The organism is Chromobacterium vaccinii, assembly GCF_000971335.1.
Lineage (GTDB): Bacteria > Pseudomonadota > Gammaproteobacteria > Burkholderiales > Chromobacteriaceae > Chromobacterium > Chromobacterium vaccinii.
Genome location: NZ_JZJL01000004.1, coordinates 35,378 through 58,750, shown reverse-complemented (window position 1 = coordinate 58,750; position 23,373 = coordinate 35,378). Strand labels below are relative to the sequence as shown.

Annotated in this window: 24 protein-coding genes; 6 read left to right on the top strand and 18 right to left on the bottom strand. The window is 64.6% G+C overall.

The window, feature by feature from the left end; genetic code table 11:
- Window positions 1-10: 10 nt before the first annotated feature.
- From VL52_RS03040 to VL52_RS03025, 4 genes are all read right to left on the bottom strand, one after another.
- The gene (locus VL52_RS03040) at window positions 11-1,153 is read right to left on the bottom strand and encodes a trans-sulfuration enzyme family protein (RefSeq protein WP_046155658.1); all 1,143 of its coding nucleotides are present in this window, start codon (window positions 1,151-1,153) and stop codon (window positions 11-13) included.
- Between the two features lie 59 nt (window positions 1,154-1,212).
- Window positions 1,213-2,583 (bottom strand): pyridoxal-phosphate dependent enzyme, encoded by a 1,371-nt coding sequence (locus VL52_RS03035; RefSeq protein WP_046155657.1) that lies wholly within the window; start codon window positions 2,581-2,583, stop codon window positions 1,213-1,215.
- Window positions 2,584-2,690: 107 nt separating this feature from the next.
- The gene (locus tag VL52_RS03030; RefSeq protein ID WP_046155745.1) at window positions 2,691-3,527 is read right to left on the bottom strand and encodes a class I SAM-dependent methyltransferase; all 837 of its coding nucleotides are present in this window, start codon (window positions 3,525-3,527) and stop codon (window positions 2,691-2,693) included.
- A 172-nt stretch (window positions 3,528-3,699) separates the two neighbouring features.
- On the bottom strand, window positions 3,700-4,887 hold the full coding sequence (locus tag VL52_RS03025; RefSeq protein ID WP_235429184.1) for a DesA family fatty acid desaturase: 1,188 nt from the start codon (window positions 4,885-4,887) through the stop codon (window positions 3,700-3,702).
- A 160-nt stretch (window positions 4,888-5,047) separates the two neighbouring features.
- Here VL52_RS03025 and VL52_RS03020 point away from each other — a divergent pair, with 160 nt between their 5' ends.
- Entirely contained in the window at window positions 5,048-6,649 is a 1,602-nt protein-coding gene (locus VL52_RS03020) for a YdgA family protein (protein ID WP_235429183.1), read from the top strand.
- A 60-nt stretch (window positions 6,650-6,709) separates the two neighbouring features.
- Here the strand turns inward: VL52_RS03020 and bfr are convergent, their stop codons facing one another.
- Window positions 6,710-7,186 carry a bacterioferritin gene (gene bfr, locus VL52_RS03015; RefSeq protein WP_046155655.1) on the bottom strand — a complete coding sequence of 159 codons (477 nt, stop codon included), beginning with the start codon at window positions 7,184-7,186 and terminating at the stop codon, window positions 6,710-6,712.
- A gap of 121 nt (window positions 7,187-7,307) precedes the next feature.
- Window positions 7,308-7,508, bottom strand: a complete 201-nt coding sequence (locus VL52_RS03010; RefSeq protein ID WP_021478607.1) for a (2Fe-2S)-binding protein — start codon at window positions 7,506-7,508, stop codon at window positions 7,308-7,310.
- A 60-nt stretch (window positions 7,509-7,568) separates the two neighbouring features.
- Between VL52_RS03010 and VL52_RS03005 the strand changes: the two genes are divergently transcribed.
- Genes VL52_RS03005 through mnmA form a run of 3 tightly spaced genes read left to right on the top strand, consistent with a single transcriptional unit; the run spans window position 7,569 to window position 9,725 of the window.
- Window positions 7,569-8,036: an NUDIX hydrolase gene (locus VL52_RS03005; RefSeq protein WP_046155654.1), complete on the top strand. Its 468-nt coding sequence runs from the start codon at window positions 7,569-7,571 to the stop codon at window positions 8,034-8,036.
- 22 nt (window positions 8,037-8,058) lie between these two features.
- Complete coding sequence (locus VL52_RS03000) at window positions 8,059-8,652, top strand: hypothetical protein (RefSeq protein ID WP_046155653.1); 594 nt, start codon at window positions 8,059-8,061, stop codon at window positions 8,650-8,652.
- On the top strand, window positions 8,649-9,725 hold the full coding sequence (mnmA, locus tag VL52_RS02995; RefSeq protein ID WP_046155652.1) for a tRNA 2-thiouridine(34) synthase MnmA: 1,077 nt from the start codon (window positions 8,649-8,651) through the stop codon (window positions 9,723-9,725). The genes VL52_RS03000 and mnmA overlap by 4 nt, the downstream gene beginning before the upstream one ends.
- Window positions 9,726-9,773: 48 nt before the next feature.
- Here mnmA and VL52_RS02990 read toward each other — a convergent pair whose 3' ends face one another.
- Entirely contained in the window at window positions 9,774-11,021 is a 1,248-nt protein-coding gene (locus VL52_RS02990; protein WP_052729076.1) for an MFS transporter, read from the bottom strand.
- A gap of 100 nt (window positions 11,022-11,121) precedes the next feature.
- Between VL52_RS02990 and VL52_RS02985 the strand changes: the two genes are divergently transcribed.
- Entirely contained in the window at window positions 11,122-12,006 is an 885-nt protein-coding gene (locus VL52_RS02985) for a LysR family transcriptional regulator (RefSeq protein ID WP_046155651.1), read from the top strand.
- Here VL52_RS02985 and VL52_RS02980 read toward each other — a convergent pair.
- Window positions 12,003-12,743: an SDR family oxidoreductase gene (locus tag VL52_RS02980; RefSeq protein WP_046155650.1), complete on the bottom strand. Its 741-nt coding sequence runs from the start codon at window positions 12,741-12,743 to the stop codon at window positions 12,003-12,005. The two genes, VL52_RS02985 and VL52_RS02980, sit on opposite strands and share 4 nt — an antisense overlap.
- A gap of 2 nt (window positions 12,744-12,745) precedes the next feature.
- Window positions 12,746-13,636: a prephenate dehydrogenase gene (locus VL52_RS02975; protein ID WP_200895947.1), complete on the bottom strand. Its 891-nt coding sequence runs from the start codon at window positions 13,634-13,636 to the stop codon at window positions 12,746-12,748.
- Between the two features lie 81 nt (window positions 13,637-13,717).
- Between VL52_RS02975 and VL52_RS02970 the strand changes: the two genes are divergently transcribed.
- Window positions 13,718-13,978 (top strand): DUF4936 family protein, encoded by a 261-nt coding sequence (locus tag VL52_RS02970; RefSeq protein ID WP_046155649.1) that lies wholly within the window; start codon window positions 13,718-13,720, stop codon window positions 13,976-13,978.
- 172 nt (window positions 13,979-14,150) lie between these two features.
- Here the strand turns inward: VL52_RS02970 and VL52_RS02965 are convergent, their stop codons facing one another.
- The 9 genes from VL52_RS02965 to plsX form a co-directional block, all read right to left on the bottom strand.
- Entirely contained in the window at window positions 14,151-15,332 is a 1,182-nt protein-coding gene (locus VL52_RS02965) for a dicarboxylate/amino acid:cation symporter (protein ID WP_046155648.1), read from the bottom strand.
- 154 nt (window positions 15,333-15,486) lie between these two features.
- The gene (gene pabC / locus VL52_RS02960) at window positions 15,487-16,299 is read right to left on the bottom strand and encodes an aminodeoxychorismate lyase (protein WP_046155647.1); all 813 of its coding nucleotides are present in this window, start codon (window positions 16,297-16,299) and stop codon (window positions 15,487-15,489) included.
- A complete protein-coding gene (locus tag VL52_RS02955; protein ID WP_046155646.1) occupies window positions 16,299-17,591 on the bottom strand; it encodes an aminodeoxychorismate synthase component I in 1,293 nt (430 codons plus the stop codon). The genes pabC and VL52_RS02955 overlap by 1 nt, the downstream gene beginning before the upstream one ends.
- A 131-nt stretch (window positions 17,592-17,722) precedes the next feature.
- Window positions 17,723-18,964 carry a beta-ketoacyl-ACP synthase II gene (fabF, locus tag VL52_RS02950; protein ID WP_046155645.1) on the bottom strand — a complete coding sequence of 414 codons (1,242 nt, stop codon included), beginning with the start codon at window positions 18,962-18,964 and terminating at the stop codon, window positions 17,723-17,725.
- Window positions 18,965-19,129: 165 nt separating this feature from the next.
- Window positions 19,130-19,369 (bottom strand): acyl carrier protein, encoded by a 240-nt coding sequence (gene acpP, locus VL52_RS02945; RefSeq protein WP_021478594.1) that lies wholly within the window; start codon window positions 19,367-19,369, stop codon window positions 19,130-19,132.
- A gap of 110 nt (window positions 19,370-19,479) precedes the next feature.
- On the bottom strand, window positions 19,480-20,217 hold the full coding sequence (gene fabG / locus VL52_RS02940) for a 3-oxoacyl-ACP reductase FabG (RefSeq protein ID WP_046155644.1): 738 nt from the start codon (window positions 20,215-20,217) through the stop codon (window positions 19,480-19,482).
- 91 nt (window positions 20,218-20,308) lie between these two features.
- Window positions 20,309-21,238 carry an ACP S-malonyltransferase gene (fabD, locus tag VL52_RS02935; RefSeq protein ID WP_046155643.1) on the bottom strand — a complete coding sequence of 310 codons (930 nt, stop codon included), beginning with the start codon at window positions 21,236-21,238 and terminating at the stop codon, window positions 20,309-20,311.
- Between the two features lie 125 nt (window positions 21,239-21,363).
- Window positions 21,364-22,323: a beta-ketoacyl-ACP synthase III gene (locus tag VL52_RS02930; RefSeq protein ID WP_046155642.1), complete on the bottom strand. Its 960-nt coding sequence runs from the start codon at window positions 22,321-22,323 to the stop codon at window positions 21,364-21,366.
- Between the two features lie 5 nt (window positions 22,324-22,328).
- A complete protein-coding gene (plsX, locus tag VL52_RS02925; RefSeq protein WP_046155641.1) occupies window positions 22,329-23,366 on the bottom strand; it encodes a phosphate acyltransferase PlsX in 1,038 nt (345 codons plus the stop codon).
- Between the last annotated feature and the right edge of the window lie 7 nt (window positions 23,367-23,373).

Here is a 23,373-nt window from a genome sequence, read left to right as displayed (position 1 = left end):
GATAAAGCGCTCAGCTGTCCCGCTGCGCCCGCTCCAGATCCGCGATCAGCGCCGCTTCGCCCTCGACGCCGACCGACAGGCGGATCAGATTGTCGTGGATGCCCAGCGCCGCGCGGCGCTCGGCCGGAATCGACGCATGGGTCATCGCCGCCGGCAGGCAGACCAGACTCTCGACGCCGCCCAGGCTCTCGGCCAGCGTGAACAGTTTCAGCCTGGACAGGAAGGCCTTGACGTCGCCCTTCAGGTAGAACGACACGATGCCGCCGTAGCCCTGCATCTGGCGGCGCGCCAGCTCATGCTGCGGATGGCTTTCCAGGCCTGGGTACAGCACCTTCTCCACCCAGGGCTGCGCCTCCAGCCAGCGCGCGATGGCCAGGCCGTTGCGGTTGTGCTGCTCGATGCGCAGCGCCAGCGTGCGCAGGCCGCGCAACACCAGGAAGCTGGGGAAGGCATCCAGGATCGCGCCCACCGCGTTGTGCAGGAAGGCCAGCTGCTCGGCCAGTTCCGGCTTGTCGCGGCTGACCACGGCCACGCCGGCCACCACGTCGGAGTGGCCGTTCAGGTACTTGGTGGCGGAGTGGACGACGATGTCGAAGCCGAAGTCCAGTGGTCGCTGGTTGACCGGCGAGGCGAAGGTGTTGTCGACCACGCCGATCAAGCCGTGGCGGCGGGCGATGGCGGACACCTGCTGCAGATCCACCAGCTGGTTGAGCGGATTGGACGGCGTTTCCACCCAGATCATCCGCGTGTTCGGCCGGATCGCGGCTTCCAGCGCGGCGCTGTCCTCGGAGGCGACATAGGTCACCTCCAGGTTGGCGCTGGACTTGCGCACCTTCTCGAACAGGCGGTAGGTTCCGCCGTACAGATCATTGACCGCGATCAGGTGGCTGCCGGCCGGCAGCAGCTCCAGCACGGTGGAAATCGCCGCTAGGCCGGAACCGAAAGCGTAGCCGCGGGCGCCGCCTTCCAGTTCGGCCACCGCGCGCTCCAGCGCCTCGCGGGTCGGGTTCTGCGAGCGGGAATACTCATAGCCGGTATGCTCGCCCGGCGCGTGCTGACGGTAGGTGGAGGTGGCGTAGATCGGCGGCATCACCGCGCCGAACGGATCCTCGTGGGCGCCGGCGGTCACGGCCAGGGTATGGAAATCGGTCATGTTTTATCCTTTCTCAAAATCATGCGCCCCGGCGCATCGCGTCGGGGCGGGGAATCTGTTTAAGCGGCCTTCGGCTGCCGGCGCCAGAACGACAGCAGATCCGCCTGGGTGATCAGGCCCAGATAGCGGCCCTTGTCGACGATCAGCGCGATGTGACCATCGTTGAACACCTGCAGCAGATCCTGCAGCGAGGCCTGCGGCGACAGCGTGCGCACATGGCCGCTCATCGCGCTGGCCACGGTCTGGCGGAAGTTTTCCGGCTCGCCGTGCACCGACAGCAGCAGGTCCCACTCGTCCAGCACGCCGACCACCTTGTCGTCGTCCAGCACCGGCATCTGCGACACGTCGTGCAGCCGCATCCGCTGATAGGCGACATTGAGCGGCTCGTCCGGATGGCACGACACGGTGCTGCCGTCCTGGTGGCGGCGGACGATCAGGTCGGTCAGCCCGCCCACTTCGGGCAGGCGCAGCATGCCCTGGTCCACCAGCCAGTCGCGGTTGTACATCTTGGACAGATACTTGTTGCCGCTGTCGCACACCAGCGTCACCACCCGCTTGGGCTCGGTCTGCTCGCGGCAGTAACGCAACGCCGCCGCCAGCAGCGCGCCGGACGAGGAGCCGGCCAGAATGCCTTCCGCGCTGAGCAGTTGCTGCGCGGTGTCGAAGCTTTCCTGGTCGCTGATGCGGAAGGCGCGCTTCACCATCGACAGATCGGTCAGCGGGGGAATGAAATCCTCGCCTATGCCCTCGATCAGCCAGCTGCCAGCCTGGCCGAAACTGCCGGTCTCGACGTAGTCGGCCATCACCGAGCCCACCGGGTCGGCCAGCACGAAAGCGGTGGCCGGCGATTGCGCGCGGAAGAAACGGGTCAGGCCGGTCAGCGTGCCGCTGGAGCCGACGCCGACCACCACCGCGTCCACTTCGCCGTTCATCTGGCGGAATATCTCCGGTCCGGTAGTGGTTTCATGCGCCAGCGGGTTGGCCGGATTGTTGAACTGATCGATGTAGTAAGCGCCCGGCGTTTCGCTGGCGATGCGCGCCGCCATGTCCTGGTAGTACTCCGGGTGGCCCTTGCCCACATCGGAGCGGGTCAGCACCACCTGGGCGCCCAGCGCCTGCAAGTGCAGAATCTTTTCCCGGCTCATCTTGTCCGGCACCACCAGCGTCAGCGGGTAGCCCTTCTGCGCCGCCACCAGCGCGAGGCCGAGCCCGGTGTTGCCAGCGGTGGCCTCGATGATGGCGCCGCCGGGCTTCAGTTTGCCGTCGCGCTCGGCCGCCTCGATCATGGTCAGCGCGATGCGGTCCTTGATCGAGCCGCCCGGGTTGTGGCTTTCCAGCTTCAGATACAGCTCGCACGGACCGGTGTCCAGATGGCTGACGCGGACCAGCGGCGTATTGCCGATCAACGATAGAACGCTATTGTCCTGCATTTCAATACTCCTGGCTATTTTAAAATTACTTTTAGTAATTTTTTGTTATATAACAATTGCAAAATCTTCTACAAAATCGAAGTAGTCCTACTAAATATAATAAGCCTTCACACCACCGCACTGGCCTGCATGAAGCTATAGAAGAATACCAGTTCCGGGTCGCTCCTCAGCAATCTTAATTCCCTTGTCATTGACTCGACCAGCTCGGCGTCCACCCTGCCCGCTTCTATCAGCTGGTCGGCGGCGGACAGCAAGAGCTCGGTCCAGTAATCCAGCACCAGCTGGCGCCGGTGCGGCTCGCGGCTATCCAGATGCCAGGTTTTCACCTTGGTCTCCACATGGCGGAAGCCCAGCCGCATCAGGATGTTGCCCAGCTTGGCGCCGACGAAGGGATCGCCGCCCACCGACAGCTGGTGGTCGTTGAAAGCCATCCAATACTTTTGCAGATTGGCCGAATAGGGCGCCAGGAAGAAGGTGGCGTTCATCGCCTCCGTCGCGTACAGCCTGGCTCCGGGCTTCAGCACCCTCCGCACCTCGGCCAGCACGCGCTCCGGCGAATGCACATGCTCGAGAATCCAGCACAGGAAGGCGCCGTCGAAGCTTGCGGGCGGGAAGTCCAGATCCTCGGCATCCATGTGCAGCAGCGTCGCCCTGCCGTGCTCGGGGCTGCCCTGCAAGCGCTGGCGCGCCACCGCCAGCTGCCGCTGGCTGAAATCAAGACCGGTGATGTCGACGTCGGGGAAGCGGCGCAGCAGGATCTCGGTCTGCGCGCCCACGCCGCAACCGACCTCCAGCAACTTTTGCACGCCGGAAAAATCGACGTCGCGGTACACCATCGCCTCGGAAAAGCGCGCCTGGCGCACCAGCCTCGCCTGCTCGGTGGCGGAAAACCCGTGGATGTAAGGCAGATCGGACTGCGTCTGCGTCAATTGCAATGCACTCATCTCGATGACCTCGCTCGGATAGCAACAGGCCATCATTATATTTCTTTCAGCTATTTTGAAATCAAACTTTATTTTATATTTGAATATAGGAAAAAACTCTAACGGCATGCCGGACGATAAAAAACCCCGCATTGTCGGATGCGGGGTTGGCGATGAAAACGGGAATCAGGCTTCAGGCCAGCGCGGTCTGCCTCAGATTCTGCGAGAAACGCTGCAGCGCGGCGATGCCGGACGCTTCGGCGCGCGCGCACCAATCCTGCAACTCCTGCAGCAACTGCTCGCGAGTCAGGCTGGAACGCTCCCACAGGCGGGTCAGTTCCTGGCGCATGGTGTAGATGGTGGCCAGCACGTGGCTCTGCTCCAGGATGCGGGCCAACTGGTCGCGGTCGCACTCGGGCAGGTCTTTGGCGTCCCGCTTCAGCCACACCTTCATCTTGCGCGGCAGGTTGACCTGCGGCAACTCGGGCAGGCTCAGCTTGGCCAATTCCGCGCCGCACTCGGCCTTCAGCTCCCGCGCGTAACGCGAGGCGATCGCGTAGCGGTTGGCGATGATGGCCTGCAGGTGCTCCAGATCCAGCTGCGGGCGCGACGGATCGTGGGCCAGTTGCGGCGCCACCTTGCGCACCTTGGCCAGGCCGCAGATTTCCAGCATGCGGATGTACATCCAGCCGATGTCGAACTCGTACCACTTGTACGACAGTTTGGCCGAGGTGCCGAAGGTATGGTGATTGTTGTGCAGCTCTTCGCCGCCCACCAGGATGCCCCAAGGCACCAGATTAGTGGAGGCGTCCTCGTTCTCGAAGTTGCGGTAACCCCAGAAGTGGCCCAGGCCGTTGATCACGCCGGCGGCCCAGAACGGAATCCACACCATCTGCACGGCCCAGATCGACAGACCGATCGGTCCGAACAACGCCAGGTTGATGATCAGCATCAGCACGATGCCCTTGGCGTTGTGCTTGCTGTAGACATTGCGCTCCAGCCAGTCGTCAGGCGTGCCGTGGCCGAACTTGTCCATGATGGACTGGTCCTTGCAGGCGGCGCGGTACAGTTCAGCCCCTTCCCACAGCACCTTCTTGATGCCGAGCACCTGCGGGCTGTGCGGGTCTTCCTGGGTTTCGCAGCGCGCGTGGTGCTTGCGATGGATGGCCGCCCACTGCTTGGTGACCATGCCGGTGGTCAGCCACAACCAGAAACGGAAGAAGTGGCTGGGAATCGGGTGCAGATCCAGCGCGCGGTGGGCCTGGTGGCGGTGCAGGAAAATCGTGACCGAGGCGATGGTGATGTGGGTCAGGATCAGGGCGGCGACGATATTGCCCCACCATGGCAGATCCAACAGACCGTTGAGCCAGTTCAGGTTCATGTATTCGATGCGTCCGTTGACTTAGAGACAAAGCTCTATTCTATAACAAGCCCTGCAGCCATGCAGAATCAAATTTTCCGGTCAAGCGCGCCGAGAGCGCATCCGCCGGTGCATTGGTGTACCATAGGGCATCATTTCACCCTAGTTCAGAAAAATACTAGTGTTGCCAAAACGTCGACTGATCATTGCCGGCGCCGCCATCGGCGGCTTGTTCGTCCTGTACGCGGGCTCCAGCTACTGGGCCGGCGTCAAGGCCGAGGAAACCTTGCAGGAGCAGTACCGGATGCTCTCCGGCCTGCCGCTGTTCAAGGTCAAATCTCACAGCTATCAACGCGGCTGGTTCTCGTCCACCGAGACCACCGAGCTGGTGTTCAACCGCCATCTGTCCGGCCCGTACGAGAACATGCTTCCGGACAATATGAAGCCGCTGCTGAACTCCACTATCAAGTTCACCAACAACGTCAAGCACGGCCCGCTGCCGGGCTTGGCCGGCTTCGACTTCCGCCCGGGCCGCGCGCTGGTGCGCACCGAGTTCGCGATGAGCGACGCCACCCGCAAGACGCTGAAGACCTTCTTCGGCGACAAGGAGCCGATCGCCATCACCAACCGCATCGGTTTCGGCGGCGGCGGCCTGCTGGAAGTGGCGGTGCCCGCCTTCGACTACGAAGAGGCGCTGTCCGGCGTCAAGATGAAATGGAAAGGCTTCGACCTCAAGGTCGATTACGCCAACGGCTACAAGGAATACAAGACCGAGGCGCTGTCGCCGGGCTTCCTGCTGGAAGCCGCCAGCAAGGGCAGCATCTCGTTCGAAGGCGTGCGCTACGTGTCCGACATGCGTCCGGGCAACACCGGCGTCAAGCTCGGCACCAGCGAACTGACCATAGGCAATGTGCAGCTGAGCTCGCGTGAGAGCGTGCCGTACAGCATCAAGCTGAACGAGCTGATCTACCTGATGACCCGCGTCCGCGTCGGAGAGTTCGTCAATCCGTCCGGCGAGTTCAAGCCGTCGTCGGTGGTGCTGAAGAACTTCAGCTACCAGATCGTCACCAGCGAGCAGGACGAATTCGTCAACACCCGCGGCAAGGTGAACTTCGCCGAGCTGAGCTTCAACGCCAACCGCTACGGCCCGCTGCGGCTGGACGTGTCCGCCAACCACCTGCACGGCCCGACGCTGGTGAAGCTGGACAAGGCGATCAGCGAGATTCCGTTCGAAGGCGTGGACCCGGCGGTGCTGCGCAAGCAATACGTCGACACCATCAAGAAGAACGCGATCCCTCTGCTGGAAAACAATCCCAAGCTGCTGATCAACGAGTTCTACCTGAAGATGCCCGCAGGCGAAGCCAAGCTGCAAGGCAGCCTGGGCATCAACGGCTTCACGCCTGCGGACTTGAACGATATCACGCAGCTGGCCAAGCGCATCGAGGCCGACGCCAAGCTGAGCCTGCCGCGCCAGACGCTGGAAGAGCTGGTGCTGACCCAGGCCCGCAACCTGTTCACTGTCGACCAGAGCGCCGAAGAGCAGCCGAACATGCAGGAAGTGGAAGACCTGGCCAGAAGCCTGCTGGACAGCCAGTTGTCGCAATGGAAGTCGGGCGGCTATCTGGTGGAGGACAACGGTCAGATTTCCACCGACCTGAAATACGACGCCAAGGGCCTGACCATACACCAGCAGAAGGTGCCGCTGCCGTGGGAGGAAAGCGAGGAAGCCATCGACGCCTCCGCTCCCGCCGCGGAACCAAACAAGCCTCCGGCGAAGAAATAAGCCGGACGCAAAAAAAGGGCTGTCGTTGCGACAGCCCTTTTTTCTTGCGCTCCCGCAAAATCAGGAGGCGTCTTCCATCTGGCTTTGCAGGTAGTTCTGCAGACCGACCTTCTCGATCAGGCCCAGCTGGGTCTCCAGCCAGTCCACGTGCTCTTCCTCGCTCTCCAGGATGTCTTCCAGCATGTCGCGGCTGACGTAATCCTTGGAGGTTTCACAGTAGGCGATGGCCTCGCGCAGCAGCGGCAGCGCCTCCAGCTCCAGCTTCAGGTCGCACTCCAGCATTTCCTTCGGATTCTCGCCGATGTGCAGCTTGCCCAGATCCTGCAGATTGGGCAACCCTTCCAGGAACAGCACGCGCTCGATCAGCTTGTCGGCGTGCTTCATTTCGTCGATGGATTCTTCGTACTCGTGCTCGTTCAGCTTCTTCAGACCCCAGTTCTTGTACATGCGGGCATGCAGGAAGTACTGGTTGATCGCGGTGAGCTCATTCTTGAGAATCTGGTTCAGGTACTTGATGACCTTCTTGTCGCCTTGCATGTCATATTCTCCTGAAAAATCGTTCAGGCATTATGGCACAGCAGGCGCATAGCTCAAGGCATAAATGGGAATAGCCAGCTCGCAGGCTGGCAGGAGGGGCGCTTGCCCCTTTGGGAGAAAATCAGGCGGCGGTGCGGGCCACCGAACAGACGGTCAGTTCGCTTTGCGCGTCCTTGCGTATCTGGTTGGCCATGCAGGCGCACTTGCCGCAATCGGAGGCGACGCCCAGTTCCCGACGCAGGTCGCACATGCGCGTGGCACCGCCATGAACCGCCTGGCGGATCTGGCTGTCGGTCACTGCATTGCACAAGCAGACATACATCGGAAGCCCCCTCTGGCTTACAATCAAGAATAGTTATCATCATCATAGAAATAAACAAGAATGATTGTCAATAACAAAGAACGTCAGTGGAAGCCGAATGCAACAGTCGCCGCCATCATCGAGCGCGACGGCCGCTTCCTGATGATCGAAGAGGAGACGCCGTCCGGCCTGCGGCTCAACCAGCCCGCCGGCCATCTGGAGCGAGGCGAAACGCTGTTGCAGGCGGTGGCGCGCGAGGCCCTCGAAGAAAGCGGCTGGTTGTTCACGCCGCGCGGGCTTACCGGCATCTACCTGGCCGACGCCCAGGACGGCGACATCACCTATATGCGTTTCGCCTTCCACGGCGACGCCGTCCCGCCCGCCTCCCCACCGCGGCTGGACGAGGGCATCGTCGCCGTGCACTGGCTGGCCTACGAGGACATCGCCGCGCAGACTGCGCGGCTGCGCAGCCCGGTGGTGCTGCAATGCCTGGCAGACTATCGCAATGGCATCGCGTATCCTCTGCAACTGATACGCGACCTGCGCTGACCCGCCCGCCACAGGATGCCCGATGCGACTATTGATACCGCTGCTGCTCGCCCTGCTCCTTCCCGCCGCCCGAGCCGACGGGCTAAACATCTGTTATCATTACGGATGTTCCAGACACGCCCAGTTCGACATCTCCGACGAGGAGCATGACTGGCTGGCCGCGCGCATGAGCCGGTCCGACTCCGCCGCGTCCGAGCGCGAAGCGGTGGCCGACGCCGTGCTGACGCTGTATCGCATCGCCGCGCGCGACACGCCGATTTGGCAGGACAAAGGCGGCAATTTCCGCGACGGCCCGGCCCAAGGCCGGATGGACTGCGTGGACCACAGCAGCAACGTCACCACTTTCCTCAACTACCTGCAGCGGCAGGGATGGTTGAAATTCCACCGCGCGGCGCCACCTGAATGGCGGGCGCCGTGGATTCTGGATCTGCACTACACCGGCGTGCTGCACGACAACGCCGCCGATCAGGATTGGGCGGTGGACACCTGGTTCAAGGATTTCGGGGAACCGCCCGTGGTGGTTCCCCTTTCAGTTTGGATGACGGGATACGAGCCCCCGGCCGTATCCGAGCCTGTCAGACAGGCAAGCAAAAGCAAGGAAGGAAACGCCCCGTGACGGGTAAGAAACGCATAGTCGTCGGCATGTCCGGCGGCGTGGATTCGTCGGTGACCGCCTGGCTGCTGAAGCAGCAAGGCCATGAAGTGATCGGCGTGTTCATGCAGAACTGGGAAGACGACAACGACGACGAATACTGCTCGATCAAGCAGGATGCGCTGGACGCGATGAGCGTGGCCGACATCGTCGGCATCGACATGGAAATCGTCAATTTCGCCAAGGAATACAAGGACCGCGTGTTCTCGTACTTCCTGAAGGAGTACTCGGCCGGCCGCACGCCGAACCCGGACGTGCTGTGCAACGCCGAGATCAAGTTCAAGGCCTTCCTCGACTACGCGATGGAGCTGGGCGCCGACTGCATCGCCACCGGGCACTACGCGCGCAAGCTGGAACAGGACGGCACCCACTACCTGATGAAGGCGGTGGACCACACCAAGGACCAGAGCTACTTCCTGTACCGCCTGCAGCAGCATCAACTGGCCAAGGCCATCTTCCCGCTGGGCGACATCCGCAAGACCGAAGTGCGCCAGCTGGCCGAGCAAGCCGGCCTGCCGACCGCGGCCAAGAAGGACTCCACCGGCATCTGCTTCATCGGCGAACGCCCGTTCCGCGAATTCCTGCAGCGCTACCTGCCCACCTCGCCCGGCCAGATGGTGACGCCGGACGGCAAGGTGGTGGGCGAACACATCGGCCTGATGTACTACACGCTGGGCCAGCGCAAGGGCCTGACCATAGGCGGCTCGCGCGACGGCAACGGCGAGCCGTGGTTCGTCGCCGGCAAGGACATTCCTGGCAACAGGCTGATCGTAGTCCAGGGCCACGACCATCCGCTGCTGCTGAAGCCGACGCTGGCGATGGCCGACCTCAGCTGGACGCTGCCGGACGCGCCGCAGCCCGGCGACTACAGCGCCAAGAACCGCTACCGGATGGCGGACGCAGCCTGTTCGCTGTCGCCCATCGTCGATGGCCAGGCCACGCTTACCTTCACGGAAAAACAATGGGCGGTGACGCCAGGCCAGTCGGCCGTGCTCTACCACGGCGACATCTGCCTGGGCGGCGGCATCATCCGCTAAGCCCCGCAATAAAAAAGCCCCGCGACGCGGGGCTTTTTCACGGGCCGCTCAAGCCTGCGGCAAGGGCTGCAGCCGCCTCAGCCACAGGCTGACGCCCAGCTGTACCAGCAAAACCAGCGCCAGCGCCGTGGCCACGCCATGCCAGCCGCCACTCCCCCACATCAGGCCGGACATCGAACCGAACACGCTGGAGCCAAGATAGTAAGCGGTCAAATACAACGCCGAAGCCAGCGCCCGGCCCTCGCGAGCCCGCAAGCCCACCCAGCTGCTGGCCACCGAATGGGCGGCGAAGAAGCCGAAAGTGAACAGCGCCACGCCCGGCACCAGCAACCACAAGGTGTCGCCCAGCGTCAGCAGCAGTCCCGCCAGCATCATCAGCACCATCATCCACAACACGTTGCGCCGGCCCAGGCCATCGGCCAGACGCCCCACCCAGGCGGATGACCAGATGCCCACCACGTACAGCGAGAACACCAGCGCCAGCGCGCTCTGGCTCAGATGGAACGGCGCGGCCAGCAGGCGGAAGCCCAGGTAGTTGTACAGGCTGACGAAACAGCCCATCAGCAGGAAGGCGGTGAGGAACAGCCAAGGCAGTCCGCCGTCGCGCAGCATGCCGCGCAGCTCGCGCGCCATGCGGGCGAAGTCATGGCGGCGGGGCTGGAAATGGCGCGAGGCCGGCAGCCAGCGCCAGAACTGCCAGGCGCCGACGCAGCCGATCGCGGCCAGCGCCAGCACCGCGCCGCGCCAGCCTACGTGGTCGGCCAGCAGCGAGGCCAGCAGCCGGCCGCACATTCCGCCCAGCGCGTTGCCGGCGATGTACAGCCCCATCGAGTGGCCGAGCGACTTGGCATCCACCTCCTCGCTCAAATAGGCCATCGCCACCGCCGGCAAGCCGGCCATCACCAGGCCGAATACCGCCCGCAATTGCAGAAAAACGCCGAAGTCGGCAACGAAGGCCGACATCAGCATCAAGACCGCGCCCAGCGCCAGCGCCAGGTTCATCAACGCCCGGCGGCCGAAGCGGTCGGCCAGCAGGCTGGCCGGAATCAGCGCCAGCGCCAGGCCGCCGGTGGACATCGACACCACGCCGCTGGCCGCGGCCGGCGTCAGCGAGAAATCATGGGCGAACAGCGGCATCAAGGGCTGGGCGCCGTAAACCATGGCGAAAGTGCAGAAACCGCCGACGAACATCGCCCGCGCGGTGGAGCGGAAGGCTGGGGTCCCGGCATGGAGCTTGGCGGCGGCGGGCTCAGAAACGGTCTGGCTGTCTTGCAGCGCAACGGAGGGGGCGGACACGGCATCAATCTCTTCTTCAACGACACCGTCAGCTTAGGCTTGGGTAAAACGACAGTCCAATATATATTTCAACCATGATTAATACTTTTAAAATATCAATATGGAACTGCGCCATCTTCGCTACTTCATCGCCGTGGCCGAAGAGCTGCATTTCACCCGCGCCGCCGAGCGGCTGCACATCGGCCAGCCGCCGCTGAGCCAGCAGATCCAGTCGCTGGAGGCCGAGCTGGGCGCGCCGCTGTTCCGCCGCCACCAGCGCAAGGTGGAGCTCACCGCCGCCGGGCTGCAACTGCTGCCGCGCGCAAGACAGATCTTGGCAGACAGCGCGGCCGCCGCCGCCGCCGTGCGCCGCACCGCCGACGGCGAAACCGGCGAGCTGCGCATCGGCTTCACCTCCTCGCTGCCGCTGACGCCCATTCTACACCACAGCCTGCAGCATTACCGGCGCGACTATCCCGCGGTCAGGCTGACGCTGAGCGAAATGTTCACCGCCGGCCAATTCGACGCGCTGGAGCGCCGCCAGCTGGACCTGGGCTTCGTCCGCTTCAACGGTCCGACGCCCAGCCCCTTGATCCGGGTGGAGGAGCTGCACCGCGACCGGCTGCTGGCGGTGGTGCCCAGCGCCCATCCTCTGGCCGCGGAAAAAACGCTGGCGCTGAGCCGGCTGGCCGGCGAACCGCTGATCGGCTATCCGCGCGAATCCGGCTCCGGCCTCAGCGATGTGGTGCGCCAGCTGGCGCTGCAAAACGGACTGGAATTGAGAATGGTGCAGGAGGCGGGCGAGGCGATCACCCAGATCGGCCTGGTCGCGGCCGGCGTCGGCATCGCCATCCTGCCCTCGCCGCTGGAATGCGTGCAGATACCGGCGGTGCGCTACGTGCCGCTATCCGATGACGGCGCCTATCTATCGATGGGCATCGCCGTCCGCCGCGACGAGAACTCGCCGCTGGTGGCCAATTTCCTGGCCGGGGTGCGGGGAGACTAACGGCCGCCCGACACGTCCAGCAGACTGCCGGTGCAGAACGAGGCGGCGTCGGACAGCAGCCAGACAATGGCCTCCGCCACCTCTTCCGGCTGGCCGCCGCGCCGCAGCGGCACAGTCGGCGCCAGCCTGGCCACCCTGCCCGCCTCGCCGCTGGCGGCGTGGATATCGGTTGCGATCAGGCCGGGGCGCACCGCGTTGACGCGGATGCCTTCTTCCGCCACCTCGCGCGCCAGACCCAGGGTCAGCGTGTCGATCGCGCCCTTGCTGGCGGCGTAATCGATGTATTCGCCGGCGGAGCCCAGCCGCGACGCGGCCGATGACACGTTGACGATGGCGCCGCCGTCGCCGCCGCGGCGGGTGGACATGCGCCGCACAGCCTCGCGGCAGCACAGCAGCGGCCCCAGCACATTGACGCGCAACACCCGCTCCACCCGCTCGGCGCTGTAGTCCTCCAGCCGGCACATCGGCGCGGTGACGCCGGCGTTGTTGACCAGTCCATCCAGCCGCCCGTAATGGCACATCGCGTCATCGAACAGCCTGACGATGGCCTCCTCATCGGACGCGTCGGCGCGGAACAGCTGCACCGCCTCGCCCAGCTCGGCCTTCAGCGCGGCGGCGCTGGCCTCGTCCGAACGGTAATTGGCGGCCACCCGCCAACCGGCGGCGGCCAGCAAGCGCGTGGCGGCGGCGCCTATGCCGCGCGTGCCGCCGGTCACCAATGCCACCTTGCCGTCCATCGCTAGCCCTTCCTCAAGAATTGCTGATGCCAGCGCGTGCGCGCGGCGCGCGCCTCGCCGAACAGCCGGTTCAGGCCATCCGCGTCGCCGGCTTCCAGCAAAGAGGCCAGGCGATCCAGTCCTGCGCGGTAGTCAGCCAGCTCGGCCAGCAGCGCGTCGCGGTTGGCCAGGCTGATATCGGTCCACATCTCGGGGTGGCTGCCGGCGATGCGGGTGAAATCGCGGAAGCCGGTGGCTGCGAAATCGAAGCAGCGCTCGGCATTGGCCTTGGCCGCCACCCGGTCCACATAGGAGAAAGCCAGCAGATGCGGCAGGTGGCTGACGCTGGCGAACACCGCGTCGTGCTCGGCGGCGTCCATGCAGTGGATTTCCGCGCCGCAGGCGCGCCACAGCTCCGCCACCGTCTCCGCCGCCTCGGGCGCGGTTTCCGCCAGCGGCGTCAGCACCACGCGGCGGTTTTCGTACAGACCGTATTGGGCGGCCACCGCGCCCGACATGTCGGAGCCGGCGATCGGGTGAGCCGGAACGCACCATGGCAGATGGTCGGGCAGGTGCTGGCGATACAGCGCCGCCACGTCGCTCTTGGTGCTGCCGCCGTCTGTAACCACCGTCCCTGGACGCAGCTCCGGGGCCAGCGCCGCCATCAACGCGCCCATCTGGCCCACCGGCGAGGCCAGCAGCACCATGTCGGCGCGATGGGCGACGGCGCCGATGTCCTGGCTGATCTCGTCCGCCACGCCCAACGTCAGCGCTTTTTCCAGATTGGCCAGCGTGCGCCCGACGCCGATCACGGTCTTCACCCTGCCGGCGCGCTTGAGCGCCAGCGCGAACGAGCCGCCGATCAGGCCGACGCCCGCCACCACCAGGGTGTCTATCTGCTGCTGCACCTGCATCCCCCTTGTCCTGCCGCCACTTGCGCGGCGAGAAGGTCTATCATAAACAATTTTGCCGCCATGGCCAGTCTGGAGATTTGGATGACCGCGACGCTGTATTGTTACTTCAAGGCGCCTGCCGAGCCTGAAACCGTGCTGAACAGATTCCGCGCGCTGCAGATGGAGCTGGCCGCCGCCGGCTGGGCTGGCGAGCTGCTGCGCCGCTGCGACGACGCCGACACCTGGATGGAGGTCTACCCCGGCATCGCCGACCGCGACGTATTCCGCTCGGCCTGGCAGGCGGCCCGCCTGCGCCACGGTCTGTCGCTGCCGGCCAGCGAGGAATGGTTTCAGCCGCTGTAGCCGCAAAACGGACGGGCAAGAAAAAGCCGGGCGCGCGGCCCGGCCAAAACAAACACGATTAACGAGAGAAACCGAAACCCCCGCGCTAAGGCGGCAGCCAAACGGTCAGGCGAACACTATAACCAGCGCCGCCCATTCCCCCAAATCACTTGTTCTGCTTAGCAAATCACCGTCAGCCGCGCTGGACGGCAGCTTCGCCGGCCGGCTGCGGAACGCGGCCCACCAGGCGGTCCACCCACAGCGCGACCACCCCGTCGCCGGCCACATTGCAGGCGGTGCCGAAACTGTCCTGCGCCAGATAGAGCGCGATCATCAGCGCCAGGCTGGCTTCGGGGAAACCCAATACGCTGGACAGGATGCCCAGCGCCGACATCACGCCGCCGCCCGGCGCGCCCGGGGCGGCCACCATGGTCACGCCCAGCAGCAGGATGAAGGGCAGCATCACGTCCCAGCCCGGCACTTCCAGGCCATGGGTCATCAACATCACCGCGGTGGCGCAGCTCACCAGCGTGATGGTGGAGCCGCACAGGTGAATGGTGGCGCACAGCGGCATCACGAAATTCACCACCGGCGGCGACACCTTCATATTGCCGGCCGAACGCAGCGCCACCGGGATGGTGGCGGCGGACGACATGGTGCCCAGCGCGGTGAAATAGGCCGGCAGCATCGCGCGCAGCAGCGACAGCGGATTGCGGCCCAGCAGCGTGCCGCTGGCGCCGTACAGCACGGCTAGCCACAGCCAATGCAGGGCGATGGCCATCAGCAACACCACGCCAAAGGTTTTCAGCGTGGCGAAGGCGGTGCCGGCGGCGGCCATGTCCGCGAATTCGCAGGCGATGTAGGCCGGCAGCAGCGGCACCAGCACGCGCGCCAGCACCATCTCGACGATATCCTTGCCCTGATCGGCGATCTCGCGCAGACGCGCCGCACCGGTGGCGGCGATGCCCAGGCCGAAAACGAAGGCCAGCATCAGCGCCGTCATCACGTCGAACAGCGGCTTGATCTCCAGCTTGAACAGCGGCGCCAGCTTGTCGGCGGCGGCCGGAACGGCGGCGGCCTCGCCCAGCCATTGCGGCAGAAACGTGGATGCCGCGGCGAAAGCCAGCACGCCGGACAGAATGGTGGACGCGTAAGCCAGGCCCACGGTCCAGCCCAGCATGCGGCCGGAACCGGTCTCCAGCGCGGCGATGCCGCTCATGATGTAGAACACGATGATCAGCGGGATCATGAAGCCGATGAACTGGCTGAACAGTCCTTTGAAAGTCAGCATCAGCGTCAGCAGCGGTCCGGGCGCGTACAGGCCCAGCAGCAGGCCGACCGCCATGCCGGCCAGCAGTTTGAGAATCAATTTCACAGGCAACCTCTTCCGGGTTATCCAGCCCGCCGCGCCTGGCGCGACGCCGGACAAAACCCGTCCGCTCCGGCGCGATCGGATCGATTCGGAAGAAGAGAGGGGCCGGCCGGCGCGGCAAGCGGAACATCGCGCCGACGTTCCCCGGCGCCATGCATCAGGCTTGTTGTAGTAAGGCTTGCCGCAATGCCTGCAGCAAAGGTGAAGGCATCCACACACGCTCGCCCAGGTGGGCCAGCGGCCAGATGCCTATCAGGCTATTGGAGAGAAACACCGCGTCAGCGTCAATCAAATCGGCGGAGCAAAGTCGCTTTTCTGAAAATTTAAGTCCGAAATTTGAAACATTGACCGTCAACCAATCCCGCACCGCGCCGTTAACGCCGCAGCGATCCAACAAAGGAGTCTGGATCTCCCCTTCCCGCAGCAGGTAGACATTGCTCATCGTCCCCTCGGCCAGCCAGCCATCCTGGTCCAGCAGCAGGCCTTCCTGTATCGCCGGGTCGCTCCATTCGGACCGCGCCAGCACGCTCTCCAGCCGGTTCAGGTGCTTGACGCCGGCCAGGCGCGGCTGCAGCGACAGCCTCAGCTCGCACCAGCGCGCCTCGACGCCCCGCTCGCCGTATTCCGCCGGATAACCGGCCCACGGCACCGCCGATACGATGCGTGTCGGCGCGCCGGCACCGGCCATCGCGTAGCCGCGCGCGCCGACGCCGCGGGTGATCACGATCTTGCCCACCGCCAGCGCGTGTTCGCGGCCCAGCGCCATCAACTCGTCCAGCAACAGCTGCTCGTCCGGCAGCGTCAGCGCCAGCCGCGCGGCATCGTCCGCCAGCCGCGCGTACTGCCAGCGCCACATCCATGGCCGGCCGCGGCGCAGCTGCATGGTGCGGAACACGCCGTCGCCGTAACTGAAGCCGCGGTCCAGCGCCGATACCGCCTCGCCCGGCAGGCCGTTGACCAGCATCGCCATCAGGCCTGCTCCACGCCCAGCGCGCGCAGCAGGCCGCGCGCCTTGTGGCGGGTTTCCATCAGTTCGCGCTCGGGATCGGAGTCGGCGACGATGCCGCCGCCGGCGCGGAAGCGCAGCTTGCCGCCTTCCTGCATGAAGGTGCGGATCAGGATGTTGAAGTCCATGGTGCCGTCGCGGTTCAGATAGCCCAGGCTGCCGGTATAGGCGCGGCGCGCGCTGTTTTCCAGCTCGCGGATGATCTGCATGGTACGCACCTTGGGACAGCCGGTGATGGTGCCGCCGGGGAACAGCGCGCGCAGCACGTCCGCCGGCGCGACGTCGTCGCGCAGCTTGCCGCGGACATTGGATTCGATGTGGTGGACGTAGGCATAGCTGGCCACCGCCATCAACTCGTTGACTTCAACCGTGCCCGGCCGGCTGATGCGGCCCAGATCGTTGCGCTCCAGATCGATCAGCATCACGTGCTCGGCGCGCTCCTTGATGCTGGTGATCAGCCGCTTCTTCAGCTCTGCGTCCTCAGCCGGATCGGTCGAACGCGGATGGGTGCCGGCGATCGGCCGGGTCTCAGCCCAGCCGTCCTTCACCCTCACCAAGCGCTCCGGCGACGAGCTGACGATCTGCGCGTCGCCGAAGTCCGCCAGCGCCGAGAACGGCGCCGGGTTGGCCCGGCGCAGCGCGGCGAACAGATCGGGCGCGGCGATGCCCTCGGCCAGCTCGGCCCGCCAGCCGCGCGAGATGTTCACCTGAAACACGTCGCCCTCGTAGATGTAGCGCTTGAGGCGTGCCACCGCGTCGGTGTACCACTCGGGCGGATCCTCCTCCAGGCCGGCCAGCGCCACCGGCTTGGGCGCGAAAGCGGGCTTCGCCGCCACCAGCCGTTCCAGCGCGTGCCAGTCGTCGGCGGTCTCGCCGACCAGCCAGGCTTCGCTCTTGGCGCGGTCCACCAGCACCGCGGCCGGCGCGCGCGCCCACACCGCCAGCGGAAAGCTGTCCGGCAAAGCGGCGGGCACATGCGGCTCGAACTCCGACAACAGATCGTAAGCGAGGTAGACGAACCAGCCGCCGACGAAAGGCAGGCCGTGCGGATTGGCCACCGCCTGCGGCCTGAATGCGCGCACCTCGTCGAGAAAAGCCTGCCCCTCGCCCGCCATGAACACGCGCCGCTCGCCCTGCATCAGCAGCAGATCCCAGCCGCTGTCGCCGGACGATTGCATCAGATAGGGAAAGTGTTCGCGATCGGCGGCATGCAGCGCCAACAGATCGGGAATGAAGTCGAGTTTCTGAGTGAACATCTACGGTCCTGGGCCGGCAAGGCCCGGCACTGATTTGCAACACCGCCGCCCGCCTTGAGCGGCGGCGAAAAAAGAAAAACCGCTGCGAGTGTAACGCAGCGGTTCGCTCTGTCAATCGCCCGCGGCGACGATCAGACCCGTTTGAACACCAGGGTGCCGTTGGTGCCGCCGAAGCCGAAGGAGTTGGAAATGCCCACCTCGATCTTCATGTCGCGCGCGGTGTTGGCCGCGTAATCCAGATCGCAACCGGCTTCCAGATCCTGCTCGACCAGATTGATGGTCGGCGGGGACACCTGGTTGTGGATCGCCAGGATGGTGTAAATCGCCTCCACGCCGCCGGCGCCGCCCAGCAAGTGGCCGGTCATCGACTTGGTGGAATTGACCACGAGTTTCTTGGCGTGATCGCCAAACGCCATCTTGATGGCAGTCGTTTCGTTGGCGTCGCCCAACGGAGTGGACGTGCCATGAGCGTTCACGTACTGCACCGCGTCGGCGTTGATGCCGGCGTCGCGCAGCGCGTTGGTCACGCCGCGGGCCGGGCCCTCGGAACTTGGCGCGGTGATGTGGTGCGCGTCCGAACTCATGCCGAAGCCGATCAGCTCTGCATAGATCTTGGCGCCGCGCTTCACCGCGTGGTCATAATCCTCCAGCACCAGCACGCCGGCGCCTTCGCCCATCACGAAACCGTCGCGGCCCTTGTCCCATGGGCGGGACGCGGCCTCGGGGTCGTCGTTGCGGGTGGACATCGCCTTCATCGCGGCGAAGCCGCCGATGCCCAGGCGCGAAACCGCGCCCTCGGAACCGCCCGCCACCATGACATCGGCGTCGCCGTACTGAATCAGGCGAGCAGCATCGCCGATGCAGTGCGCGCCGGTGGTGCAGGCGGACACGATGCCGTAGCTGGGTCCCTGATAGCCCTTCAGGATGGAGACCTGGCCGGCGATCAGGTTGATCAGCGAGCCCGGAATGAAGAACGGGCCGATCTTGCGCGGACCGCCCTCCATCAGCGCCACGCCGGTATCCTCGATCAGCGGCAGGCCGCCGATGCCAGAACCGATGTTGACGCCGACGCGGGTCTTGTCCAGATCCGGGACCTCATCCAGCCCGGCGTCCGCGACGGCCTGCAGGGCCGCGGCGATGCCGTAGTGGATGAACAGGTCGTTGCGGCGCGCTTCCTTCGGCGAAATGTAATCGCCGATATTGAAGTCCTTGACCTCGCCCGCGATCTGGCAAGCCATGTCGCTGGCGTCGAATCGGGTGATCTTGGCTATGCCGCTCTTGCCGGCCAACAGGTTGGCCCAGCCGGTGGCGACATCGTTGCCGACCGGGGACACATGGCCCAGACCGGTGACTACTACTCTGCGTTTGGACACGAAGAATCTCCGTGATAGATGGGAGGGCAGTCTCCCGATGAAACCACGCGCGCCTGACAAGCACAAGCCAGGTTCAAACGCGCGTTTGGAACCTTCTTAACAAAAGAACCTCTGCAGGCGAGCCGAAGCACCACCACGCAGAGGTCCTGGTCCCGAAAAAAGGGATTACTTGTTCAGATGGCCAGTCACGTAGTCGATGGCTTGTTGAACCGTGGTGATCTTCTCGGCTTCTTCGTCCGGGATCTCGCACTCGAACTCTTCTTCCAGTGCCATCACCAGTTCAACGGTATCCAGGGAATCGGCGCCCAGATCGTCGACGAAGGAGCTTTCCACCTTGATTTCGGCTTCGTTCACACCCAGTTGCTCGGCGACGATCTTCTTTACGCGCTGTTCGATGTTTTCCATTTGTTTAAACCCTTGACCTTTCTGATTCGGGATCGCAAAACCCCGGTATTCTACAAAAAAAAATTAGAGCAGCCTACCTAAATCTCTATCCGACGCTAGCCGGACAGGAATTAAGGCATCAGCATGCCGCCGTTCACATGCAAAGTCTGGCCCGTAATATAGGACGCGCGGTCCGATGCCAGAAATACCACGGCATCGGCGATATCCTTGACGTCGCCCAGGCGGTTCAACGCGATCTGGCCGACCAGCGCCTCGCGCTGCGCTTCCGGCAGCGAGCGGGTCATGTCGGTGTCGATGAAGCCCGGAGCCACGCAATTGACCGTGATGTTGCGACTGCCCACCTCGCGCGCCATCGACTTGGTGAAGCCGATGATGCCCGCCTTGGCGGCCGCATAGTTGGCCTGGCCCGCATTGCCCATCACCCCGACAACGGAGGCGATGTTGATGATGCGGCCGGCGCGGGCCTTCATCATGCCACGCATTACAGCCTTTGAGGTCTTGAACACCGACTTCAGGTTGGTGTCCATGATCGCGTCCCAGTCCTCGTCCTTCATCCGCATCAGGAGGCCGTCGCGGGTGATGCCGGCATTGTTGACCAGAATCGCCACCGCGCCAAACTCCTTCTCCACCGATTCTACCAACGCCTCGACAGCGCCCTCCTCGGTGACGTTCAGCACGCGGCCGGCGCCGCCGGCGGCGGACAGGCGCTCATGAATGGCGGCCGCGCCGGATTCCGACGTGGCGGTGCCGATGACCACGGCGCCCTCGGCGGCCAGCGCGTCGGCGATCGCCGCGCCTATGCCGCGCGAGGCGCCGGTCACCAGCGCCACTTTGCCTTGCAGACTCATCAATGTGTCTCCTTGTTTTCAACGCCCCGCCCGGCTCTCGCCGAAAGGGGCGATGGCGGTCCGGCCTGCGCCGGTCCGCCGGAATTTCGCGTCAAACCAGTTCCGCGCGCGCGGCTTCCAGCGCCGCGCGGTCGGTCAGCGCCAGGCACTTGACGTTGCCGTCGATGCGCTTGGCCAGGCCCGCCAACACTTTGCCCGGGCCGCACTCCGCCATCATGGTCACGCCGTCGGCGGCCAGCTTCTGGATGGTTTCGGTCCAGCGCACCGGCATGTACAACTGACGGGTCAGCGCGTCGCGGATTTGCGATGCGTCGTTGTAACTGGCCACATCGGCGTTGTGCAGCACCGGGATTGCGGGCGCGCTCAAGTGCACGCCCTGCAGCGCCTCGGCCAGGCGCTCGGCGGCCGGCCGCATCAGCGAGCAATGCGACGGCACCGATACCGGCAACGGCAGCGCGCGCTTGGCGCCCTTGGCCTTGCACAAGTCCATCGCCCGCTCGACCGCGCCCTTGTTGCCGGCGATCACCACCTGGCCCGGAGAGTTGAAGTTGACCGCTTCCACCACCTCGCTCTGGGCGGCCTCCGCGCAGGCTGCGCGGATGTCGTCGTCGGACAAGCTCAGAATGGCGGCCATCGCGCCGACGCCGGCCGGCACCGCGGCCTGCATCGCCTCGGCGCGCAGGCGCACCAGCTTCACCGCTTCGGCGAACGGCAGCGCGCCGGCGGCCACCAGGGCGGTGTATTCGCCCAGGCTATGGCCAGCCACGATGGACGGCTGCTTGCCGTTCAACTCCTGCCACGCCAGATACGTGGCGTAGCCGGCGGCCAGCATGATGGGCTGGGTGTTCACGGTGGCGTTGATCTCGTCGGCGCCATCGGCCTGCAGCATCGCCCACAGGTCCAGCGACAGCGTGTCGGACGCCTCGGCGAAAGTATGCTGCACCACGGGCAGGTCGGCGAAGCCGTCCATCATCTTCAGGCTCTGCGAGCCCTGTCCCGGAAAAAGAAAAGCAAAAGCCATAGTCGACTCCACAGAATTCGACGCAAAGGATGACGCAAAGCGGCCGCTCGCGCCACGCCGCCGATCAATAAACTCTGTCATTATCGGCGATCATGCGGCGAAAAAGCCACTTTGCGGAATTCCAATCAGAAGGTCAGCAGCACCGCGCCCCAGGCAAATCCCCCGCCGATGCCTTCCAGCATCACGGTCTGGCCGCGCCGGATGCGCCCGTCGCGCACCGCGACATCCAGCGCCAGCGGAATGGAGGCGGCCGAAGTGTTGCCCTGCTCAGGCAGGGTGACGACCACCTTCTCCATCGGCAGGCCAAGATGCTTGGCCGTGGACTCGATGATGCGCAGATTGGCCTGGTGCGGCACCAGCCAATCCAGATCGGCCTTGTCGACGCCGGCCTCCGCCAGCGTGGCGGCGGCGATTTCGGACAGCGACTTGACGGCGAACTTGAATACGGCCGGGCCGTCCATGTGCAGGTAGGGCATGCCCTGAATCTTGCCGCCGGAAATTTGCGCCGGGGTATTCAGCAAGCCCTGATAACGGCCATCGGCCGCCAGCTTGGCATGCAGGATGCCCGGCTCGTCGGACGCGCCCAGCACCACCGCGCCGGCGCCGTCGCCGAACAGCACGCAGGTCCGGCGATCATCCCAGTCCAGCACGCGCGACATGATTTCGGCGCCGATCACCAGCGACTTCTTCGACATGCCGCTCTTGATGTAGGCGTTGGCAGTGGCCAGCGCGTAAGCGAAGCCGGCGCACACCGCCTGCACGTCGAAAGCCGGCACGCCGGGCAAGCCCAGCTTCTCCTGCAGGATGCAGGCGGTGCTGGGGAAAATCATGTCGGGAGTGGTGGTGGCGACGATGATCAGGTCGATCTCGCCCCTGTCGATGCCTGCGCTGGCGATGGCGGCTTCCGCCGCCCTCAGCGCCAGATCGCTGGTCTTGTGCCCTTCGTCGGCAATATGGCGCGCGCGGATGCCGGTGCGAGAGACAATCCACTCGTCGCTGGTTTCCACCCGTTCGGCCAATTGCGCATTGGTGAGCACCTGGGACGGCAGGAAGCTGCCGGTGCCGAGAATGCGGGAATAGCCCATATTTTTCAGTTCGCTTCCGCCTCGGATTGCTTGAGATTGTCTAGTTGTTTGGCAACCCGATCGGCGATGTGTGCAATCACGTCGGAACCGGCCTCCTCGCATGCCTGCGCCAACGCGTAACGGAATCCTGTGACATCGGCGCCGCCGTGGCTTTTCACCACGATGCCGCGCAGGCCCAGCAAGCTGGCCCCGTTGTAGCGGCGCGGATCGATGCGCTTCTTGAAAAGGCCCAGCACCGGCAATGCGGCCAACGCGCACAAACGCGTCCACCAGCTGCGGCCGAACTCTTCCCTCAGGAATACGGCGAACATGTGCGCCAGCCCCTCAGCTGTCTTGAGCGCCACATTGCCGGTAAAACCATCGCAGACTACCACATCGGTCGTGCCCTTGCAGATGTCGTCGCCCTCCACGTTGCCGTAGAAATTCAGCTCCGACTGGCGCAACAGCTCGGCAGTCTTCTTGATATTGTCGTTGCCCTTGATATCTTCGCTGCCGATATTCAACAGGCCGACGGAAGGATTGGCCTTGCCTTGCAGGCAGGCCATCAGTTCGGAACCCATGATGCCGAACTGCAAAAGTTGTTCTGGGGTGCAATCGACGTTGGCGCCCAGATCCAGCACGCAGGAAGTGCCCTTTACATTGGGCAGCAGCTTGGCGATGGCGGGACGGTCGATGCCCGGAATGGTCTTGAGGACGAAGCGTGCGGTAGCCATCAGCGCGCCGGTGTTGCCGGCGGAAACGGCGGCCTGCGCCTTGCCTTCCTTGACCAGATTGATCGCCACCCGCATCGACGAATCTTTTTTATTCTTGAGGGCGAGCTGAGGCGCCTCGTCCATGCCGACCACTTGAGTGGCGTGCTGGATGAGGATGCGCTCACGCACGGCGCCATCGTGCAGGGCCAATTCAGCCTCCAGGGCTGGCTGGTCGCCTACGAGAATCAGATGGATGTCGGGGTGGTCTTGCAGGAATTGGATCGATGCCGGGACGGTAACCTTGAGGCCAACGTCACCGCCCATAGCATCAACCGCGACGGTGATAGTCATCAACGAT

What these genes read in the sequence shown, in the direction of transcription:
- VL52_RS03040 (WP_046155658.1), bottom strand. Translation starts at nt 1,153, where the DNA reads ATGACCGATTTCCATACCCTGGCCGTGACCGCCGGCGCCCACGAGGAT.
- VL52_RS03035 (WP_046155657.1), bottom strand. Translation starts at nt 2,583, where the DNA reads ATGCAGGACAATAGCGTTCTATCGTTGATCGGCAATACGCCGCTGGTC.
- VL52_RS03030 (WP_046155745.1), bottom strand. Translation starts at nt 3,527, where the DNA reads ATGAGTGCATTGCAATTGACGCAGACGCAGTCCGATCTGCCTTACATC.
- VL52_RS03025 (WP_235429184.1), bottom strand. Translation starts at nt 4,887, where the DNA reads ATGAACCTGAACTGGCTCAACGGTCTGTTGGATCTGCCATGGTGGGGC.
- bfr (WP_046155655.1), bottom strand. Translation starts at nt 7,186, where the DNA reads ATGCAAGGCGACAAGAAGGTCATCAAGTACCTGAACCAGATTCTCAAG.
- VL52_RS03010 (WP_021478607.1), bottom strand. Translation starts at nt 7,508, where the DNA reads ATGTATGTCTGCTTGTGCAATGCAGTGACCGACAGCCAGATCCGCCAG.
- VL52_RS03005 (WP_046155654.1), top strand. Translation starts at nt 7,569, where the DNA reads ATGATTGTCAATAACAAAGAACGTCAGTGGAAGCCGAATGCAACAGTC.
- VL52_RS03000 (WP_046155653.1), top strand. Translation starts at nt 8,059, where the DNA reads ATGCGACTATTGATACCGCTGCTGCTCGCCCTGCTCCTTCCCGCCGCC.
- VL52_RS02985 (WP_046155651.1), top strand. Translation starts at nt 11,122, where the DNA reads ATGGAACTGCGCCATCTTCGCTACTTCATCGCCGTGGCCGAAGAGCTG.
- VL52_RS02980 (WP_046155650.1), bottom strand. Translation starts at nt 12,743, where the DNA reads ATGGACGGCAAGGTGGCATTGGTGACCGGCGGCACGCGCGGCATAGGC.
- VL52_RS02975 (WP_200895947.1), bottom strand. Translation starts at nt 13,636, where the DNA reads ATGCAGGTGCAGCAGCAGATAGACACCCTGGTGGTGGCGGGCGTCGGC.
- VL52_RS02970 (WP_046155649.1), top strand. Translation starts at nt 13,718, where the DNA reads ATGACCGCGACGCTGTATTGTTACTTCAAGGCGCCTGCCGAGCCTGAA.
- pabC (WP_046155647.1), bottom strand. Translation starts at nt 16,299, where the DNA reads ATGGCGATGCTGGTCAACGGCCTGCCGGGCGAGGCGGTATCGGCGCTG.
- VL52_RS02955 (WP_046155646.1), bottom strand. Translation starts at nt 17,591, where the DNA reads ATGTTCACTCAGAAACTCGACTTCATTCCCGATCTGTTGGCGCTGCAT.
- acpP (WP_021478594.1), bottom strand. Translation starts at nt 19,369, where the DNA reads ATGGAAAACATCGAACAGCGCGTAAAGAAGATCGTCGCCGAGCAACTG.
- fabG (WP_046155644.1), bottom strand. Translation starts at nt 20,217, where the DNA reads ATGAGTCTGCAAGGCAAAGTGGCGCTGGTGACCGGCGCCTCGCGCGGC.
- fabD (WP_046155643.1), bottom strand. Translation starts at nt 21,238, where the DNA reads ATGGCTTTTGCTTTTCTTTTTCCGGGACAGGGCTCGCAGAGCCTGAAG.
- VL52_RS02930 (WP_046155642.1), bottom strand. Translation starts at nt 22,323, where the DNA reads ATGGGCTATTCCCGCATTCTCGGCACCGGCAGCTTCCTGCCGTCCCAG.
- plsX (WP_046155641.1), bottom strand. Translation starts at nt 23,366, where the DNA reads ATGACTATCACCGTCGCGGTTGATGCTATGGGCGGTGACGTTGGCCTC.